The organism is Mycobacterium stomatepiae, from assembly GCF_010731715.1.
Taxonomy (GTDB): domain Bacteria; phylum Actinomycetota; class Actinomycetes; order Mycobacteriales; family Mycobacteriaceae; genus Mycobacterium; species Mycobacterium stomatepiae.
On record NZ_AP022587.1, the window covers coordinates 1860496 to 1878718 of the forward strand.

The 18223-nt window shown below is 66.9% G+C and carries 9 protein-coding genes and 4 pseudogenes; 9 read left to right on the top strand and 4 right to left on the bottom strand.

The window, feature by feature from the left end; translation table 11 throughout:
* Positions 1 to 5 precede the first annotated feature (5 nt).
* The 5 genes from G6N54_RS08795 to G6N54_RS08815 are packed head-to-tail and all read left to right on the top strand — an operon-like array spanning position 6 to position 5160.
* Positions 6 to 995 (top strand): ATP-binding cassette domain-containing protein, encoded by a 990-nt coding sequence (locus G6N54_RS08795; RefSeq protein ID WP_163789709.1) that lies wholly within the window; start codon positions 6 to 8, stop codon positions 993 to 995.
* A gap of 11 nt (positions 996 to 1006) precedes the next feature.
* Positions 1007 to 1801, top strand: coding sequence for an ABC transporter permease (locus G6N54_RS08800; RefSeq protein WP_163794602.1), 795 nt, complete (start codon positions 1007 to 1009; stop codon positions 1799 to 1801).
* Positions 1798 to 2640, top strand: coding sequence for an ABC transporter permease (locus G6N54_RS08805; RefSeq protein WP_232073523.1), 843 nt, complete (start codon positions 1798 to 1800; stop codon positions 2638 to 2640). Before G6N54_RS08800 ends, G6N54_RS08805 begins: the two co-directional genes overlap by 4 nt.
* Positions 2641 to 2653: 13 nt before the next feature.
* Positions 2654 to 3910: a phthiocerol/phthiodiolone dimycocerosyl transferase family protein gene (locus tag G6N54_RS08810; RefSeq protein WP_163789710.1), complete on the top strand. Its 1257-nt coding sequence runs from the start codon at positions 2654 to 2656 to the stop codon at positions 3908 to 3910.
* Positions 3907 to 5160, top strand: a complete 1254-nt coding sequence (locus G6N54_RS08815) for a saccharopine dehydrogenase family protein (RefSeq protein WP_163789711.1) — start codon at positions 3907 to 3909, stop codon at positions 5158 to 5160. Before G6N54_RS08810 ends, G6N54_RS08815 begins: the two co-directional genes overlap by 4 nt.
* Before the next feature lie 44 nt (positions 5161 to 5204).
* Here G6N54_RS08815 and G6N54_RS08820 read toward each other — a convergent pair whose 3' ends face one another.
* Positions 5205 to 5795, bottom strand: a complete 591-nt coding sequence (locus G6N54_RS08820; protein ID WP_163789712.1) for a TetR/AcrR family transcriptional regulator — start codon at positions 5793 to 5795, stop codon at positions 5205 to 5207.
* Between the two features lie 99 nt (positions 5796 to 5894).
* Between G6N54_RS08820 and G6N54_RS08825 the strand changes: the two genes are divergently transcribed.
* On the top strand, positions 5895 to 6368 hold the full coding sequence (locus G6N54_RS08825) for a DUF1772 domain-containing protein (protein WP_163789713.1): 474 nt from the start codon (positions 5895 to 5897) through the stop codon (positions 6366 to 6368).
* 102 nt (positions 6369 to 6470) lie between these two features.
* Positions 6471 to 6848, top strand: a complete 378-nt coding sequence (locus tag G6N54_RS08830; RefSeq protein ID WP_163789714.1) for a DUF4267 domain-containing protein — start codon at positions 6471 to 6473, stop codon at positions 6846 to 6848.
* A gap of 14 nt (positions 6849 to 6862) precedes the next feature.
* Here the strand turns inward: G6N54_RS08830 and pks2 are convergent.
* Together pks2 and G6N54_RS08840 are read right to left on the bottom strand one after the other, a co-directional pair.
* Positions 6863 to 13424: pseudogene (gene pks2 / locus G6N54_RS08835) on the bottom strand (sulfolipid-1 biosynthesis phthioceranic/hydroxyphthioceranic acid synthase).
* Positions 13421 to 15163 (bottom strand): annotated as a pseudogene (locus G6N54_RS08840) (AMP-binding protein). Before G6N54_RS08840 ends, pks2 begins: the two co-directional pseudogenes overlap by 4 nt.
* A gap of 551 nt (positions 15164 to 15714) precedes the next feature.
* On the opposite strand from G6N54_RS08840, the pseudogene G6N54_RS08845 reads away from it, so the two are divergent.
* Positions 15715 to 16881: pseudogene (locus G6N54_RS08845) on the top strand (permease).
* Positions 16882 to 16887: 6 nt separating this feature from the next.
* On the opposite strand, the gene G6N54_RS08850 reads toward G6N54_RS08845, so the two are convergent.
* Positions 16888 to 17634: a hypothetical protein gene (locus G6N54_RS08850; protein ID WP_163789715.1), complete on the bottom strand. Its 747-nt coding sequence runs from the start codon at positions 17632 to 17634 to the stop codon at positions 16888 to 16890.
* A 237-nt stretch (positions 17635 to 17871) separates the two neighbouring features.
* Between G6N54_RS08850 and G6N54_RS08855 the strand changes: the two are divergent.
* Positions 17872 to 18222: pseudogene (locus G6N54_RS08855) on the top strand (HNH endonuclease signature motif containing protein); the annotation flags it as partial.
* Position 18223: the final 1 nt, after the last annotated feature.

Here is an 18223-nt window from a genome sequence, read left to right on the forward strand (position 1 = left end):
ACTCAATGAGCAACGCACAGCAGGGCTTTGACAAGGCCGTCATCGTCGACAAGGTGCGCAAAACCTTCGGCGATTTCGTGGCCCTGCACGAGGTCAGCTTCGAGGTGGGCCGTGGCGAGGTACTGGGCCTGCTCGGGCCCAACGGGGCGGGCAAGACCACGCTGGTCGACATATTGTCGACCCTGAGCCGCCCGGACGAGGGCCGCGCGCTGGTGGCCGGCTACGACGTAATGTCCGAGCCGGCCGGCGTGCGCCGGTCGATCATGCTCACCGGACAGCAGGTGGCGATCGACGACACCTTGACGGGTCTGGAAAACCTGTTCATGTTCGGTCGTCTGTACGGGCTGAAGAAGTCCGCCGCGCGCAGCCGGGCCGCCGAACTCATCGAGGAATTCGATCTGGTCTATGCCGGCGATCGGCGGGTCAAGACGTACTCGGGCGGGATGCGCCGACGCATCGACATCGCGTGTGGTCTGGTGGTGCCCCCCCAGGTGGTGTTCTTGGACGAGCCGACCACCGGCCTGGATCCGCGTAGCAGGCAAGGCATTTGGGATCTGGTCGGCAATTTCAAGGATCGCGGCATCGCGACGCTGTTGACCACCCAATACCTCGAGGAAGCCGACGCGCTTGCCGATCGGATCATCGTGATCGACCACGGTCGGATCATCGCCGAGGGCACGGCCGACGAGCTCAAGGCACGCACGGGCGGCAGTTATCTCGAGATCGTTCCGCGGGATCTGCACGATCTGCCGGTGATCGCCGAGATCCTGGCCTCACTGATGCGGGAAGAGAAACGGGTGGCCCTGACCACCGAGTCCGACCGGATCGCGATGCCGGCCCCGGACGGCGCCAACACGCTTGTCGAGGCCGTGGGAAGACTCGCCGCTGCCAATATCGCCGTTGCCGACGTTGCGCTGCGCCGCCCGTCGTTAGACGACGTATTCCTGGCGTTGACAAAGGATCCAGCCCATTCCATCGCCGAGGCGGTCAGGTGACCGCGAGCGTGATGCGGCCCCACCCGTCGATGCGCACCCAGTGGTGGGTGCTCACCGCCCGCTTCATCGCACCCACCCTGCGCAACGGTGAGCTCGCGATCACCATCGCGGTCTCGGTGGTGTTCACCGCCGGCTTCTACATCCCGCTACACCAGATCATGGGTAACGTCACCCGGGGTGTGGCCAGCAGCTACGCGCAGTACTTGATGCCGTTGATCGCGTTGGAGGCCATCACGTTTGCCGCCATGTCGACCGCGTTTCGGGCGGCGACGGACTCGGTGCAAGGCGTCAATCGCCGGTTCCGATCCATGCCGATCCCGCCGTTCACCCCGGTGGCCGCCCGCATCTCGGCCGCGCTGTACCGGTGCGTCGTTTCGTTGACGGTGGCCCTGGTCTGCGGCTACACCATAGGATTTCGCTTTCGCGGCTCGGCCGTAGACACCGTCGCGTTTTGCGTGCTGGTGCTCGTGTTCGGGGCGGTGCTGTCCTTCGCGGCGGACCTGTTGGGCACGGGAACCCGCAATCCCGAGGCGATGGCACCGATGCTGACGTTGCCGCCGTTGATCTTTGGATTGCTGTCCGTCGGTGTCCAGCCGGTGGAGCAGTTTCCGCACTGGGTCCAGCCCTTCGTTCGCAACCAGCCGATCTCGGCGCTGGTCGACAGCCTGCATGCCGCGGCCGGCGACGTCGCACCCTTTGACACATCGCTGACCTGGTCGGTGCTGGCGCCGACGCTGGCGTGGTTGGGTGGATTGGCCGCGATCCTGGTCCCGGTATCGGCGATCGTTTTGGCGAAGCGGGCATGATGACACTGGTTTACCGGGAATACGAGGAAATCCTGCCGGTGGCTGTCGAACGCCGTGTGCACGAGAACTCCGCGCGAGTACTGCTTCCGCAAACCCTGGTCCAGACCCGGCGGATACTCACCAAGTGGTCACGCGACATCACCGCGATCATCATGGTCACGGTATTGCCCGTGTTGTTCCTGATCACCATGAATATCGTTCTGGGCCACGCGGTTACCCAGGTCGCCGGCTATGACGCGCTGTTCAACACGGTTCCGATGAACGTGCTCGCCGCCGCGGTCAACGGGTCGGCGGTCGGTGCGATCGGGCTCATCGGCGAGCGCGACGACGGCCTGCTGCGCCGACTGTGGGTGGTGCCCGTCCACCGCGCGTCGGGTGTCTGCTCGCGCATCGTCGCCGAGATGGTCCGGATCGTCATCACCACCGGGGTGGTGCTGGGCGCGGGAATGCTGCTGGGTTTCCGGTTCAAGCAGGGCTTCCTGCCGACCCTGACCTGGTTGGCCATCCCGGTGTTATTCGGGCTCGCCTTCGCGACCCTGATCACGACGATCGCCTGGTATGCGTCGAAAAACTTTCTGCTCGAGTCGATTACGCTGGTACACCTGCTGGCGATCCTGTTCTCGACCGGGTTCCTGCCGGTAGACCAATTTCCGAAGTGGATACAGCCGGTGGTCACCCACCAGCCGATCAGCTGCGCGATCGACACGATGCGCGCACTAGCGCTGGGCGGTCCGGTGCACTCGCCGATGATCGAGACACTGCTGTGGGCCGCCGGCATCACCGCGGTGTGCATCGCACCGACGCTTCTCGGCTATCGACGGGCCAGCACGCGCAGATAAGGGGATGTCAGCAGTGTTTTCCGGATCCGTGATCCGCAAGCTCGCGCACAGCGAAGAGGTGTTCGCGGTCAATGAGACCTACTTCGGGCTGAAGATACAGATCATTGGCGACGTCGATATCGACGCGATGGCAGATGCTTTCGATGCGCTGCTGCAGATCCATCCCATCTGGGCCGGCCACCTCGAGCAGGCCGACGACGGCCGGCATCAGATCGTCGCCGAGGACGTCATGCATCCGGGGCTGTGGGTAGTCGACGAGCACACGTCGGAGGCCGCGATCGCCGGCATGCGGCTGGATCAGGGCCAATCCCTGCTGAACCTGCGTTTGGAAGTCGGTAGCGAACAAAGCGAATTGACGCTGTACGCACACCATGCCCTCGCCGACGGGCACCATGTGTTCGGTCTGTTCGAGGAGCTGCTGTCCCGCTATACCGCGGTGGTGGAAACCGGCGATGCCGGGCCGGTGGTCCCGCAACCCGCGCCCGAATCACTCGAGGCGTTGCTCGAAGCGCGCGGGGTGGCCAAGCAGGAGCGTTCGGGGCTCGAACGGCTTTTCCCGGCGGCGTTCGCCTATGACCTGCCTGCCGTCGAGAAGCCGTCGGTCGTGTCGAATCCCGATTTGATGCAACACATTCCGGTGGCCCGAATCCGGTTCACCGAGCAGGAGACATCGGATCTGGTGGAGTTGGGCCGCGCCAATCGGCTCAGCCTCAACTCGCTGGTGGCCGCGGCGCTGCTGCTGGCCGAGTGGGAACTGCGCAACACCCCGCACATTCCGATTCCCTACTTCTACCCGGTCGACCTGCGCTACCACCTGACGCCCCCGGTCGGTGCGACCGAAGGCACGATGCCGCTGGGGCTGGCGAGTTATCTGGCCGAAATCGGGCCCGATACCGATCTCGTCGGCCTGGCCGGTGACATCGTCGAGGCGTTTCGCGCCGACCTGTCGGAGGGACTGATCCAGCAGTCGTCGCTGCATTTCCGCCTGCAGTACGAAGGGAGCCTGCCCGGGCTTCCACCATTCGTGATGTGCACGGACGTCGGCTCGATTCCCGGCCTGCGCACCCCGGACGGCATCCAGATCAGCGACGTGGGGGGCGAATTCCACTTCGCGGCCCACGCCCCCGTCGATCTGTACAGTTGCTGGACCTTTGCGGGCCGGCTGTACATCGAGCGCCACTCGAACCTGCCGGGCTACGAGGAGGCCCTCAAGGGTGTCCATTCCCTGCTGTGCGCTGCTCCCGCCGAGGACAGCTGGATGATGGAGTGAGCACCGAGCGCGAGCTCGACATCGTCTTGTACGGCGCCACAGGCTTTTCCGGCAAACTGACCGCCGACTACCTCGCGCGGTGCGGCTCCCGGGCGCGCATTGCGCTTGCCGGTCGAAGCGCCGAACGCCTGCTGGCCGTGCGCCAGACCCTGGGTCCGGGCGCTTCCGATTGGCCCGTGATCGTTGCCGACGCCTCGCGGCCGTCGACGCTCGACGCGATGGCCGCCCGAACACGGGTGGTGCTGACGACCGTCGGCCCCTACGCCCGGTACGGCCTGCCGTTGGTGGCCGCCTGCGCCGCGGCCGGCACGGACTATGCCGACCTGACCGGTGAGCCGATGTTCGCCCGCAACGCCATCGACCACTACCACAAGCAGGCCGTCGACACCGGCGCCCGAATCGTGCTGTCGTGCGGATTCGACTCGATCCCTTCGGATCTCAACGTCTACCAGCTGTATCGCCGGGTAGTCGGGGACGACGCCGGCGAACTGGCCGACACAACCCTGGTGTTGCGCTCCTTCTCCCAATTCGGGGCGTCCGGCGGCACGGTGGCATCGCTGCTGGGAACGATGCGCACGGCATCCAGCGACCCGGAGGCCGGTCGGCTCCTCGACGACCCCTACACGCTGACCACCGACCGCGCCGCCGAGCCAGAGCTCGGTCCGCAGCCCGACTTCGCCCGCCGACGAGGACACGACATCGCACCCGAGCTGGACGGCTTCTGGGCCGCGGGGTTCGTGCTGGCGCCACACAACACTCGAATCGTGCGACGCAGCAACGCCTTACAGGGCTGGGCGTACGGCCGGCGGTTCCGCTACTCCGAGGCGATGAGTCTGGGCAAGTCGGTCGCGGCACGGGTCGCGGCGACGGTAGTCAGTGGCGCACTGGCACGCGTTTCCGACTTCGGCAATCGGCACTTCGGTCGACTGCCGCCACAGTTGGTGGAGCGCATCACATCGAGCCCGGGCTCCGGCCCGAACGAGACCCGCCGGACGCGCGGTTACTACACCGTCGAGACGTACACGACCACGACGACCGGCGCCCGCTACCTGGCCACGTTCACGCAGCATTGTGACGCTTACCAGGGGGCGTCGGTGATGCTCGGTCAGTGTGGTTTGGCGCTGGCACTGAATCGCGACCGCCTCACCGAGTTACGCGGCGTGCTCACTCCCGCCGCGGCGATGGGCGACGCACTGCTGGCGCGGCTGCCGGACGCCGGGGTGTCCATCACGACGACCCGGCTGACCTGAAAGCCGTTCTCCTAGACCGGTGTTGGCGCTAGCAGTGTGATCACCTAGCGCGTAGTTTCGGGTCTGCTGTTGAAGTGATTGACGAGCCGCTCGAGACGGTCCGAGTCGTATGCGGGGCGCAGTCGCCCGGTACGGCCGAGGGTGACCAGTCCGTGCAGCGCGGCCCAGAAAACTTCGGTAAGAGTGTCGGTTTCCTGTTCGTCGGCCACCATGGCGACCGCGTTGTGCAACGCGGCGAACGCCGTCGTCAACTCAGGTGGTGTGTCTTCGGCGGCGAAGCGCAGGGTGGTCGCACGGGTGAACATCGCGTCGTAAACCGCCGGGTTATCCCGGGCGAAGGCCAGGTAGGCGTGGGCGATCCGGGTCAGGGTGTCACCGGCCGCCTCGGTGTCGGCATGGGCTTCCCGGATCACCTCGGCGAGTTCGACGAACCCGTCGAGGGCGACGGCGTCGGCGATTTGCTCCATCCCGGTGAAGTGCTTGTACAACACCGGCTGGCTGTACTCGATCTCGGTGGACAGCCGACGGGTGGTGACGGCATCCCAGCCCTCGGCCTCGGCCAGGTTGCGCGCCGTTCGGATAATCAGCTGCCGACGGGCGGTGCGCTCGCGCTCGCGACGATCCTCACTGGCCATACCGCAATGTAGCACTGCTAGATCTTCTAGCAGTGCTATTGACTCGGGAGTGCTAGGGGGTTAGCGTTGCTAGCACTTACTACCGAAGGGAGCGCCGAAATGGTGTTCGACCTCGCCCGTATCGCCGCGCTGATCGCGGTGCTGGGCATCGCAGTGGGCTATGGAACCGACGTGTTCTGCGCGATGGTGATGCGACCTGCCTTGGCGCTGGTTGACGACGACGCCGTGGTCGCGGTCATGGGACACGTGCATCGCTACGGCGACCGGCGCATGCCGGTGCCTGGAGTGCTCGGCATCGTCGCCACGGCGACCAGCGCAGTGCTGGCCACAATGGCCGCGCACTGGGCGCAGGCGATCGCGGCGACCGCCGCGCTGATGCTGCTGTCGATTTGGCTCGTGCTATATATCCGCGTCAGCGCACCCATCAATCGTCAACTGACCGCAGCCGCTAGCGCTGGGAATCGACTCTCGAACAGACATGCGCTGCAAGCGAAATGGGACTCTGTGATCGACGTTCGCGCGGGGCTGCAAGGACTTGCGGTGACCGCACTCTGCCTGGCGCTGATTGTCTGATGCGCCCGTAGCAGCCCCTCATAACCAGCCCCACCGTTCAGACGACACTGCTCGACCCGACATCGTTCTCACCGATTCACTGACACCCCAGGAGTGTTCGACATGACCGCCACCCTCATCGGCTACCCGCTGGCGGGACTCCTCGCCGCGGCCATCATCTTCATCGGCGCGCGTTTCCTCGTCGCCCCGCGCGTCGCCGCCGCCGGCTACGGAGTGCTACCCGACCTGGACCAGCCGGGTGCGGGCGCCTACCTGAGCGTCAAGGGCGTGCGCGACACCACCACGGGGCTGTTCGTCTTCATTTTGATGGCCGCGCGCGCGACTCACCTGGTTGGCTGGGTGATGCTGGCCGCAACCATCATTCCGCTCGCCGATGCGGCCATCGTGCTGCGCAACGGCGGCTCGCGGTCGATCGCGTGGGGTGTCCATGGCGGCACCGCCGCCGTCATGCTCATCACGACGGCGCTCCTGCTCAGCTGATAGGCACGGCGCGATCAGGCTTTCGCCACGACGTCGTCGGCCACCAGCGTCTCGGCCAGGTGCACGCTCAAGGCCTGGGCCGTGTTGTGGGTGGCGATGGCCTTGGGAGTGACCCGGATACCGATCTCGGCTTCGATGCGAGTCCGCAGCTCCAGATTGCCCAGTGAGTCGAGACCGTGCTCGACGAACGGGCGGTCCGGATCGACCGTGCGGCGCAGGATCAGGCCGGTCTGCTCGGTGATCAGACGTTGCAGCCGGGTGGGCCACTCGTCCTGCGGTAGCGATCGAAGTTCGGTACGCAACGTGCTCTCACCACCGTGGTGCCGACCCGCGTGCTGGAAGGCTTCCGCGAACGGGCGGCGCGAAACCAGCTCGGCGAGCCAGGACGTCCCCAGCGTCGGGACGTAGCCGGCGTAGGCGCGGTTGTAGCGCAGGAGTTCGGTGAACGCGTACGCGCCGTCGTCGGGAGCGATCATGGCGGTGCGCCCGCTCTCCGCCAGGTGCGTGGCGCGGCCGACCTCGCCCCATGCCCCCCCACCCGATCGCCAGCGCCGGCAGGCCCAGGCCGTGCCGCCACGCGATGAAGGCATCGATCCAGCTGTTGGCTGCCGCGTAAGCGCCCTGCCCGGCCGAGCCCACCAACGCGGCCGCGGACGAGAAGCAGCAGAACCAGTCCAACGGCTGGCCGGCCGTCGCCTGGTGCAGGTTCCATGCGCCGTAAACCTTTGGCGCCCAGTCACGGTCGATCACCTCGTCGGTGATGTTGGGCAACGTGGCGTCCACGACCACCGCCGCGGCGTGCAGCACCCCGCGCAGCGGGAGCCCGGTGGCGGTGGCCGCGGCCACCACCCGGGCCGCGGTGTCGGCCTCGGCCATGTTGCCGGACTCGACGACGACGTCGACCCCGCCCGCACGGATCCGCTCAATGGCCTGACGCGCCTTGGGAGTTGGGTTGGCCCTGGCGGTCAGCACGATCCGGCCGCAGCCCGCCTTGCCCATCTCGGTGGCCAGGAACAGCCCGAGCCCGCCCAGTCCGCCGGTGATGATGTAGGCACCGTCGCCGCGGAACACGTTGGCCCGCTCCGGGGGCACCAGCACGGTGCTCTGCCCCTCGCGCGGGACGGACAGCACCAGCTTGCCGTTGTGCTCGGCCGCACCCATCACGCGAATTGCCGTGGCCGCCTGGTCGAGTGGATAGGCGGTGTGCTCGAGCGGCGGAAACTCGCCGTCTCCGACCAGGCGGTAGACGGTGCGCAACAGGTCCCCCACCTGCTGCGGATGGCTGGCCGCCATCAGCGCGAGGTCGAGGTAATGGAACGTGAGGTTGCGGCGGAAGGGGTACTGACCAAGGCGAGTGTCGCCGTACACATCGCGCTTACCGATCTCGACGAACCGTCCGCCGATCGCCAGCAGTTCGAAGCCGGCGCGCTGGGCGGCGCCGGTGACCGAGTTGAGCACGACGTCGACGCCGTAACCGTCGGTGTCGCGGCGGATCTCCTCCGCGAATTCGGTGCTGCGCGAGTCGTAGACATGCTCGATGCCCATGTCGTGCAGCAACGCCCGCCGCTGCGGGCTGCCCGCGGTGGCAAAGATCTCCGCCCCGGCCGACCGGGCGATCGCGATCGCGGCGCGCCCCACCCCGCCGGTCGCGGAGTGGATCAGCACTCGCTCGCCGGGCTTGATCCTGGCCATGTCCTGCAGGCCGTACCAGGCGGTGGCGTACGCCGTGGTGGCCGCGGCGGCCTGCTCGGCATCCAGGCCGGCCGGCAGCGTCACGGCAAGTTTGGCGTCGCAGGTGACGAACGTTGCCCAACCGCCGTTTTCGGATACGCCGCCGACCCGATCACCGACCTGATGATCGGTGACGCCGGGCCCGACCGCGGTCACCACGCCCGCAAAATCCATGCCCAGCCGCGGTTGACGCCCGTCGACGCTGGGGAACCGGCCCATCGCGATCAGCACATCGGCGAAGTTGAGGCTTGATGCGGTGACCGCGACCTCGATCTGTCCCGGCCCCGGCGAAGTGCGTTCGAAAGCAACGAGTTCCAGGCCCTCCAGGTCGCTGGGAGTGCGGATCTCGAGACGCATGCCGTCGAGCTGATGGTTCGCGATGGCGGTGTGCCGCTCGCCGGGGCGTAGCGGGGCCGAGCGCAGCCGGGCGGTGTACCACTGCCCAGCGCGCCAGGCGCTTTCGTCCTCGTCCGAGCCGGCCAGCAGCTGGCGCGCCAGCAGCGCGACGTCCGTATCCTCATCCAGGTCGATCTGGGTGGCACCCAGCTCGGCGTCCTCGGCGGCGATCACCCGCATCAGCCCGCGCAACCCCGCCTGGTCCAGGTTGGGCCGGTCATCGGATAGCACGGTCTGGGCGTTGCGGGTCACGACGTACAAACGGGGCGGCTCGTCGGAGCTTTCGCCGAGAGCACGGGCGATCCGCACCAGGTGTCGCACCTGTTCGCGGCCGCGGGCCGGGCACTGGTCGTCGTTGTCGACGGCCGGTCGCCCGGCCAGCACCACCACACCGCCGACGTTGTTGATCGGCGGGTCCGGCTGCCCGGAGCTCGGCCAGCGACCGATTTCGCATTGTGCGCCTTCGGTTTTCAGCGCATCTGCGAGCCGGGCGGCCAACGGGTCGTCGGCATCGGCGACCGTCAGCACCAACCAGGCGCCGGCCGCATCGTCGGACCCGGCGGGCAGGTCGCGCGGCTCCCAGTCGATGGCCAGCAGGCGCTCGGCCAGCACTCGTTGGCGCGCTCCGCTCTCGGAGACATCGCTACCCACGCGCAGCCCGCGCACGATCAGCAGCACGATCCCGTTCTCGTCGAACACGTCGAGGTCGGCTTCCATCCCGATCTGGCTCGCCTCGGTGACCCGGCTCAGGCAGTAGCGGGCGTTCTGCAGCGACCCGTAGCTGCGCAGCCGGCGCACTCCCAGCGGCAACAGCAGACCGCCATCGGCGATTTCGCCACTGCGCTCGTGGGCCGCGACCGACTGGAAGCAAGTGTCGAGCAGCGCGGGATGGGCGCGAAACGCATTGTGCTGCAAGCTACCCAGCGGTCCGAGTTCGGCCAGCACGGTGCCGCTCGCGGCGCCGCCGGTGTGCGCGGCGACCAGGCCCGAGAACGCGGGGCCGAACCGGACTCCGCGGTCGTCGAACCACTCCCGCAGCCGCGTGCCTTCCACCCGGTTCGGATGTGCGCCGAGCAGGGCTGCGACGTCGTGTACAGGCGGTTGACCCAGGTCGTCGATGGACCGGAGGGTCGCGACGGCTCGCCGCGTGTACTCCCCCTCTTCGTCGGTTTGCACCGCGAAGGAGACCACACCGGGCGCTTGTACCGATGCGTCGGCGCTCAGCGCCGTCTGGTCATCGAGCAGCAACATTCGTTCGAACCGGATATCGCGGACCTCAGACGCGTCGCCCAGCGTCGCGCGGGCGGCGGCCAGCGCCATCTCGCAGTAGGCGGCTCCCGGCAGAGCCGCAACGGCGTGCACCTGATGGTCGGCGAGCCAGGGCTGTGCGGCGGTGCCGACTTCGCCTTGCCACACATGACGTTCGGGCTCCTCGAGCAGCCGCACGTGCGCGCCCAACAGGGGATGCACCGAAACGGTGCGGCCACCCGCCGCGGCGGCTCCCTCGCCGTCGCGCAGTTGCGCGCGGTGCTCCCCGGCGCCGATCCAGTGCCGGGTGTGATGCCAGGGCGAGGCGGGCAGCGACACATGCGGTTCGGGCGGGTGCGGCGTCTGGGGTGGATGACTGCTGTGGCTCGCGTTGAGGTTGGTGTGGAACGCCAACGTGTCGTCGGCATCGCGCGCCAGGGTGCTGACGATCCGGTACTCGCCGGCTCCGAGGGTGTCGTTGATGGCGTGGGCGAGCAGCGGGTGCGGGCTGATTTCGATGAAGGTGGCGTAGTGCCCACCGGCCTGGCCAGCAGCATGAGCGATGGCCTGGCTGAACCGAACCGGGTTGCGCAGGTTGGCCGCCCAGTGGTCGGCGTCGAACACCGGGCTGTCGTCGTCGGGGCCGGTGGTCGTGCTGATCACCGGGATGGCCGGGGTGTCCGGCACCAAATCGGCTAACTCAGTGCGCAATTCGGGCAGAATCGACTCGATGATGGAGTGATGGGAGGCCACGTCGACCTCGATGCGCCGGGCCAGCCGGTCGGCGTCGGCCACCACGGCCATCACCGCGTCGACCTGATCGGGCGGGCCGGCGATCACCGTCTGGCTCGGCGAGGCGTACACCGCGAGGCTCACCTGCGGGTAATCGGCCAGCAGCGTCTCGGTGGCCGCAGCGTCGGACTCCACCAGCGCCATCGCGCCCTGGCCGGACAGCCGCGACATCAACCGCGACCGGGTGGAGATCACGCGCAACCCATCGGCGACGCTCAACGCCCCGGCCACCACCGCCGCGGTAACCTCCCCCATCGAATGCCCGATCACCGCGTCCGGCTCGACGCCGTAGGAACGCCACAGCGCCGTCAGCGCCAATTGCACACCCACCAGCAGCGGCTGAATCCGGTCGATACCGGTCACCGGCAGGCCCTCGGCCAGTACCTGCTGCAGCGAAAAGCCGGCGTGTGCAACGAATATCGGCTCCAACTCGGCAACCGCCGCCGCGAAGGCCGGTTCGTCGGCCAGCAACTGCCGGCCCATCCCCGCCCACTGTGAGCCCTGACCGGAATAGACGAACACCATGCCGGGTCGCGCCGTTGCGTGGTGCGGGGCCACCACCCCGTCGGCCGGCTTACCCGCCGCCAGCGCCCGCAGCCCCGCGGTCGCCTGCGCGCGATCACGCGCGCAGACCGTGCCGAACAGTGCATGCCGCGACCGGTGGTGGTTGAGCGTGTGCGCGACGTCGGGCAACGCCACGTCGGCACCGTCGCCGTCCATCCAGTCGGCCAATTCCGACGCCAGCGAGCTCACCCGTTCGCTGGTCTTGCCCGACACCACCAGTGTGCTGACCGCCGGATCTGGCCGGTGAGCAACGGGATCCGTCACGGGGGCCTGCTCGATTACCACATGAGCGTTGGTGCCGCCGAAGCCGAACGATGACACCCCCGCCCGCCGCGGTAGCCCGGTATCCGGCCAATCCGTAGATTCGGCAACAACTTTCAGGCGCATCTCGTCGAACGGGATGTGCGGATTCGGGTTCTTGTAGTTCAGGTTCGGCGGGATGTGGCCACGTTGCACCGCCAGCACGGCCTTGATGAGACCGGCGATCCCGGCCGCCCCCTCCAAATGACCCATGTTGGATTTGACGGCGCCGAGCAGCAGTGGAGCATCCTCGGAACGTCCGCGACCCAGCACCGTGCCCAGGGCCCGCGCCTCGATCGGATCGCCTAACAGTGTTCCGGTTCCATGGGTTTCGACGTAGTCGACCTGATGCGGCGCGAGGCCCGCGTTGCTACACGCCGCGCGCAGTACCGCCATCTGTGCGGCCGGGTTCGGCGCCATCAGCCCGTTGGATCGGCCGTCCTGGTTGACCGCCGATCCCCGCAGCACGGCCAGCACCCGATCGCCATCGCGCACCGCGTCGCTGTGCCGCTTGAGTATCACCGCGCCGCATCCTTCGCCCCGGACGAAGCCATCCGCGTCGGCGTCGAAGGATTTACACTGACCCGTCGGCGATAACGCTTCGGCTCCGTCGAAGCTGCGGAAGATGGCCGGCGACAACAGCAGGTTCACGCCCGCGGCGATGGCCAAATCGCAGTCCCCGCTACGCAGGCTCTGAGATGCCATGTGCACGGCCACAAGTGACGACGAGCAGGCCGTGTCCACCGACACGGATGGACCACGAAGATCCAGAACGTAGGAGAGCCGGTTGGCGATGATACTCAGTGCGCCGCCGATGTTGCTCCACGCGTCGACGCGAGTGAGATCCGTTCCGGCCAGGTACCCATAGTCGCTCGCACACGCTCCGGCGAAAACCCCGGTCTGCGATCGCCGCAGTGATTCCGCGGGAATCCCGGCATGCTCCAACGCTTCCCAGGCCACCTCCAGCAACAACCGCTGGTGCGGGTCCATCGCGTTCGCCTCACGCGGGGAGATCTCGAAGAATTCGGCGTCGAAACCGTCGACGTCGGTCAACACCGAAGCCCGCCGCGTAGTGGCGGCCAACGCGGTCGCGATCTCCGGCGAGCCGTCATCGAACGGCAGCCATCGGTCGGCGGGCACCTCCGCTACCGACGAACCACCCTCACACAGGAACCGCCAGTACGCGTCCGGCCCCGAAATGTCGCCGGGGAAGCGACATCCCAACCCGATCACCGCGATCGGCTCGTCGGCCCAGCCACGCTCCGCCGGGGACGCGTGAGCCTCGGACTCCGACTCGGGCGTGGTCAGAAATTGCACCAATTCGTTGATCGTGGGGTGCTGCCAGAAATCCAACGGCGACACCGGCCGGCCAACCACTGTCGCCAACTCGCCCGAGAGTACGACCGCATCTCGCGATCCCACTCCCAGGTCGTTGAACGCGACATCGAGGGCTACATCGTCACGATCACAACCGATCTCGTTGACGAGGTAGTCGATCAACCAGCGCTCCAGCCCCCCGGCCTCGTCAGGACCGGCCGAGGTCACGCCGAGACGTCCAAGCGCTCAAACTCTTCGAGCCGGTAGGACTCGATACACGTCGACCGGCGCACCTTGCCACTGGTGGTCAGCGGAAGCGAACCCGGGGCCACCAGAACAAGATCGGCGATCCGGACGCCGTGTGCGCTCGATATCGCGGCGGCGACGTCGCGCCTGATCGAGCGGAGTTTCTGCTGAGCATCCTCGTCGGCGCCGGCCCGGTTCTTGACCTCCGCGATCGCGACCAGCTGCTCGGTGGTGTCATTGGCAACCGAAATGGCGGCCACCCGGCCCTTGGTGATCTGCCCGATCGTCGATTCGATGTCGTCCGGGTAGTGGTTGCGTCCGTCCACGATGAGCAGATCCTTGAGGCGGCCCATGACGAACAACTCGCCGTCGGCGATGAACCCCAGGTCGCCCGTCCTCAGCCAGGGACCCTCGGGGGTGCCCGCGGACGGGGCGGTGAGCCGGGCAGCGAACGTGCGCTTGGTCCGCTCCGGGTTGCGCCAGTACCCGTTGCCGATGTTCGCCCCGTGCGCCCAGATTTCGCCGATGACACCGGGCGCCGTCTCGGTCTTGGTTTCAGGGTTGACGATCCGCACCAGCGGCGACTTCATCGCGCCCTAGCTGATCAGGTCGCTACCGCCTTGCTCCTCGGTGCAGGGCTTGGCCTGACCGCCCGACAATTGCTCGTACTGGAAACGCACGGATTTGGGCGCCTGGCCCGTCTTCGCGCTGGCGACGTACAGCGTCGCCTCGGCGAGCCCGTAGGACGGCCGGATCGCCGTCTCGGACAGGTTGTACCGGGAGAATCGCTCCATAAAGCGTGCGATCGACGCCGGCTGCACCCGCTCACTGCCGTTGGCGAGGCCCACCACGTGGCCGAGATCGAGGCCGACCATGTCGTCATCGGAAATTCTGCGCACCGCCAGGTCGAACGCGAAGTTCGGCCCGCCGGAGAACGGCCGCGGATTGCCGGCCAGCAGCCGCATCCACCGGGCCGGCTCGATCAGAAATGCGATCGGGCTGGTCAACACCGCCGGAAGCCCCCACACGATGGGATAGCAGATTCCCTGGATGAGCCCCATGTCGTGGTAGAAGGGCAGCCACGAGACCAGCGTTTCCGGCGGTCCGGAAATATCGAACAATCCCGATTCCAGCTGCTGGCAGTTGGTGACCACGTTCTCGTGCGTGATCACGACCCCGGCCGGTTGGCCCGTCGATCCCGACGTGTACTGCAGATACGCCTCCTTGGGAAGCGTGTATTCGGCCGGACTGAATTCGCCGCCGGAGTAGTAGTCGAGCGAGTCGACTTCAATGACCGTCGGTGCGGCCGAACCGCCGTGCGCCTCCGCATATTTGACGACGCCGTCGACCACGGCGGATGTCGTGATAATGGCGGCCGGCGTGCAATCCTGCACCGCCGACGTGATGCGGCTGTCGTGGGCGCCGAATTGCGGAACCGACAGCGGAACGGCGATGAAGCCCGCCTGCAGTGCCCCGAGAAAACCTACGACGTAGTCGAGGCTCTGCGGCGCCAATATCGCCACCCGATCGCCGGTCGCCCCGACGCGCCGCAGCTCCTCGGCAACCGTCAACGCGCGCCTTTGCAGCTGCGACCAGGTCAGGCTCTCGGCGAATCCTTTCGGATCCACGTCGTAGTCGAGGAATGTGAATGCCGTGTCATGAGGCTGCCGGCGAGCGTTCTCGCTCAGCGCGGCAGGAATGGAGGACTCGAGAACGGACATAACGCTACCTTCCGATTTCTTTCAAAATGTCGGTGCGCATCGCGTCCCCCACGGGATGCCACGTTCTGGTTTTCTCGCAGCACCACCCCATGCCACTAACCGATACGAACTTCTATCTGTGCGGCACCACCCTGGATGAGAAGACTTCAAAGGTGAGGTGGATGTCCGCGGGATCGTCGGCGGCGGCGACGCGGTGCCGCGACCGCACGGCTTTCGCGACCGCGCCGAACTGGACTCCGACGATCGGCTCCACGCTCTGTTCGACGGAGTGTAGTGCCGCGCGGTTCGGTGATGATCCCGTCGGCTCGCGCTTTTCCGGCGTCGGGTGTACCCCCGCCGGGGCGCTGGGCCGACATGAGCGGGCACCCGCGGTCATCACCACCTCCACGGCGACGAACCTACCCGTTCTGGTGCGGCCACGTTGGCGAATCGTCGAAGTCGCTGACCTGCCAATATCGCCGAGCGACCTGGACGCGGGTCCCATAAATACGCCGCACGGGCGTAATCCGCGCGCATACGCGATGATCAACACAGACGAGAGGACGCGGCCCATGGCAGGCAAGGCGCTGGCAGCAATCGAGCATGCCCTGGCACTGGCCGGGTCGATGACGTGGGAAATCCTGTGGGCGCTGATCCTGGGCTTCGCCCTGTCGGCGGTGGTGCAGGCGGTGGTGCGGCGTTCCACGATCGTGGCGCTGCTCGGCGACGACCGCCCGCGCACCCTGGCGGTAGCGGCCGGTCTGGGGGCGGCATCGTAGTCGTGCTCGTACGCGGCGGTGGCCTTGGCCCGGTCGTTGTTCCGCAAGGGGGCCCATTCCACCGCCGCGATGGCATTCGAGATCGGTTCCACCAACCTCGTGGTCGAGTTGGGCATCATCTTGGCGCTGCTGATGGGCTGGCAGTTCACCGCTGCGGAGTTCGTCGGCGGCCCGCTGATGATTATCGTCCTGGCCGTCTTGTTCCGGCTGTTCGTCCGGTCCCGCCTCGTCGACGCCGCCCGCGAGCAGGCCGAGCGGGGACTCGTCGGCTCGATGGAGGGCCATGCCGCGATGGACATGTCCATCAAACGCGAGGGCTCGTTCTGGCAGCGACTGCTGTCGGCGGAGGGCTTCACCTCGGTTTCGCACGTGTTCGTGATGGAGTGGCTGGCGATCCTGCGCGACCTGGTACTGGGCCTGTTGATCGCCGGTGCGATCGCGGCGTGGGTACCGGAAACCTTTTGGCGAGGTTTCTTTTTGGCCGACGACCCCGGTTGGGCGGCCGTGTGGGGACCGATCGTCGGCCCGGTCGTGGCGATAGTGTCCTTCGTCTGCTCGATCGGCAATGTGCCGCTGGCCGCGGTGCTGTGGAACGGAGGCATCAGCGGCGTGATCGCGTTCATCTACGCCGACCTGTTGATCCTGCCGATCTTGAACATCTACCGGAAGTATTACGGCACTCGGATGATGCTGACCTTGCTCGGCACGTTCTACACCTCGATGGTCGCCGCCGGCTATCTGGTCGAATTGCTGTTCGGCACAACAAATCTCATCCCAACCAAGCGCAATGCCACCGTGATGGAAGCATCGATCTCGTGGAACTACACCAGCTGGCTCAATATCGTCTTCCTGGTCATCGCGGCGGTGCTGGTCGTCCGATTCGTCACGTCCGGCGGAATGCCGATGATCCGCATGATGGGCAGCTCCCCGGAGGCCTCAGACGGTCACCATCATCACTGACGACCGCTACGACATCGCTCGGGTGGCCATCCACTGATCGGTGTCGATCACGTCGCGCCAATTCAGCGCAACGGTGTCCAGCGCGTCCTCGATGCACGCCCAGATCGACGCCAGCGGCGTTGCGCCCGGGGCAGCAGCCGCAATTCTGTTCTCCACGGCCAGGTTTGGCGGATTCGGCGCATCGCTGAACGGCGCAAGACCGTTGATGGCGTCGATGACGCGGTGTCGACGGTGCGCGTACGGCGATGCGCTCAGCTCCTCGGGCATGATCGGCCGGCCGCAGATATAGTCCTGCGCGCCGTGACGATACGGCACCTCGAGCTTGTGGCTCACCGGCTGCTGCGGCAATCCCCCGGCGAAATACACCGGCACTATCGGCAGCGAGATCTCGATCGCCATGTCCAGCAACGTGGAGGTGAGTCGCTCGACCCGCTGACCGGAGTGGACATGCCGTGTTCCGTCGGCGTGCACCATCGTTGACACCCCACGCTCGCTCTTGATCTGTTCCACCAGGTGCAGGAACTGCTGCGGGTTTTGCTGATCGAAGTATCGGATGGTGTGCAGCTGCCGGCCCGCTACGGTGTCGAGCAGCCGCAAAAGCTGACCGATCCAGCGGTTTTCATGTTTAGCGTGAGCGATGGGCATGACCTGGGTGCCGGTCAGCCACGACGCGATTGTGGTGCCCAGCAGCGATTCGATTTGCACCTGATGATTGCCCAGCAGTAAGACCGGGCGGCCCCGAATCGCCGCCATCGCTGCTGGGTCCGCGACGATGGCGTACCGGTCTTAGCGCGACAGCAGCGCCCCGTGCAGAACATCGCCGAACCCGTCCGGCTGCATGCCGAGCTTGGCGGCCCGCCAGTCGCGCACCGGTCGCCAATCCGTCTGCAACGACGCGCTGGCGCGGCACACCCGCGGACCCGGTTGCTCGATCTCGACGCAGATGCGCTCCAGCGGCAGCGCCGGACAACTCACCTGGCCATAGACGACACCGGACACACCTATCGCACCCACCCCGCCGGTGCGGATCTGTTCGCACAGCCGCGCGGCCCGGCGTGTGCCGCACCCACCCCGCCACGACGTGACCGATCCGAGCAACGACACGCGCGGATCAGTCAGGCCCGCACACACTACCGCCGCCAACAAGCCCGCAACGAAGAAATCGCCGCCCGCAAGTTCCGAAACCACATGCGCGACATGCTGTTCGCGTTCAAGGGCACACCCAGCACAAGCCCCTTCTGCACCTGGGTCAACGACCCCCGCGAACCTGAAGAACTACCCGCCGACTGGACCCCCAACGACCACGCCGCGCCACCCCTGCCCGACGACCCGCCCTATTAAT

Excerpts from the sequence above, each read along its gene's own strand:
- G6N54_RS08795 (WP_163789709.1), top strand. The coding sequence starts at position 6 with ATGAGCAACGCACAGCAGGGCTTTGACAAGGCCGTCATCGTCGACAAG.
- G6N54_RS08800 (WP_163794602.1), top strand. The coding sequence starts at position 1,007 with ATGCGGCCCCACCCGTCGATGCGCACCCAGTGGTGGGTGCTCACCGCC.
- G6N54_RS08805 (WP_232073523.1), top strand. The coding sequence starts at position 1,798 with ATGATGACACTGGTTTACCGGGAATACGAGGAAATCCTGCCGGTGGCT.
- G6N54_RS08820 (WP_163789712.1), bottom strand. The coding sequence starts at position 5,795 with ATGGCCAGTGAGGATCGTCGCGAGCGCGAGCGCACCGCCCGTCGGCAG.
- G6N54_RS08825 (WP_163789713.1), top strand. The coding sequence starts at position 5,895 with ATGGTGTTCGACCTCGCCCGTATCGCCGCGCTGATCGCGGTGCTGGGC.
- G6N54_RS08830 (WP_163789714.1), top strand. The coding sequence starts at position 6,471 with ATGACCGCCACCCTCATCGGCTACCCGCTGGCGGGACTCCTCGCCGCG.
- G6N54_RS08850 (WP_163789715.1), bottom strand. The coding sequence starts at position 17,634 with ATGGCGGCGATTCGGGGCCGCCCGGTCTTACTGCTGGGCAATCATCAG.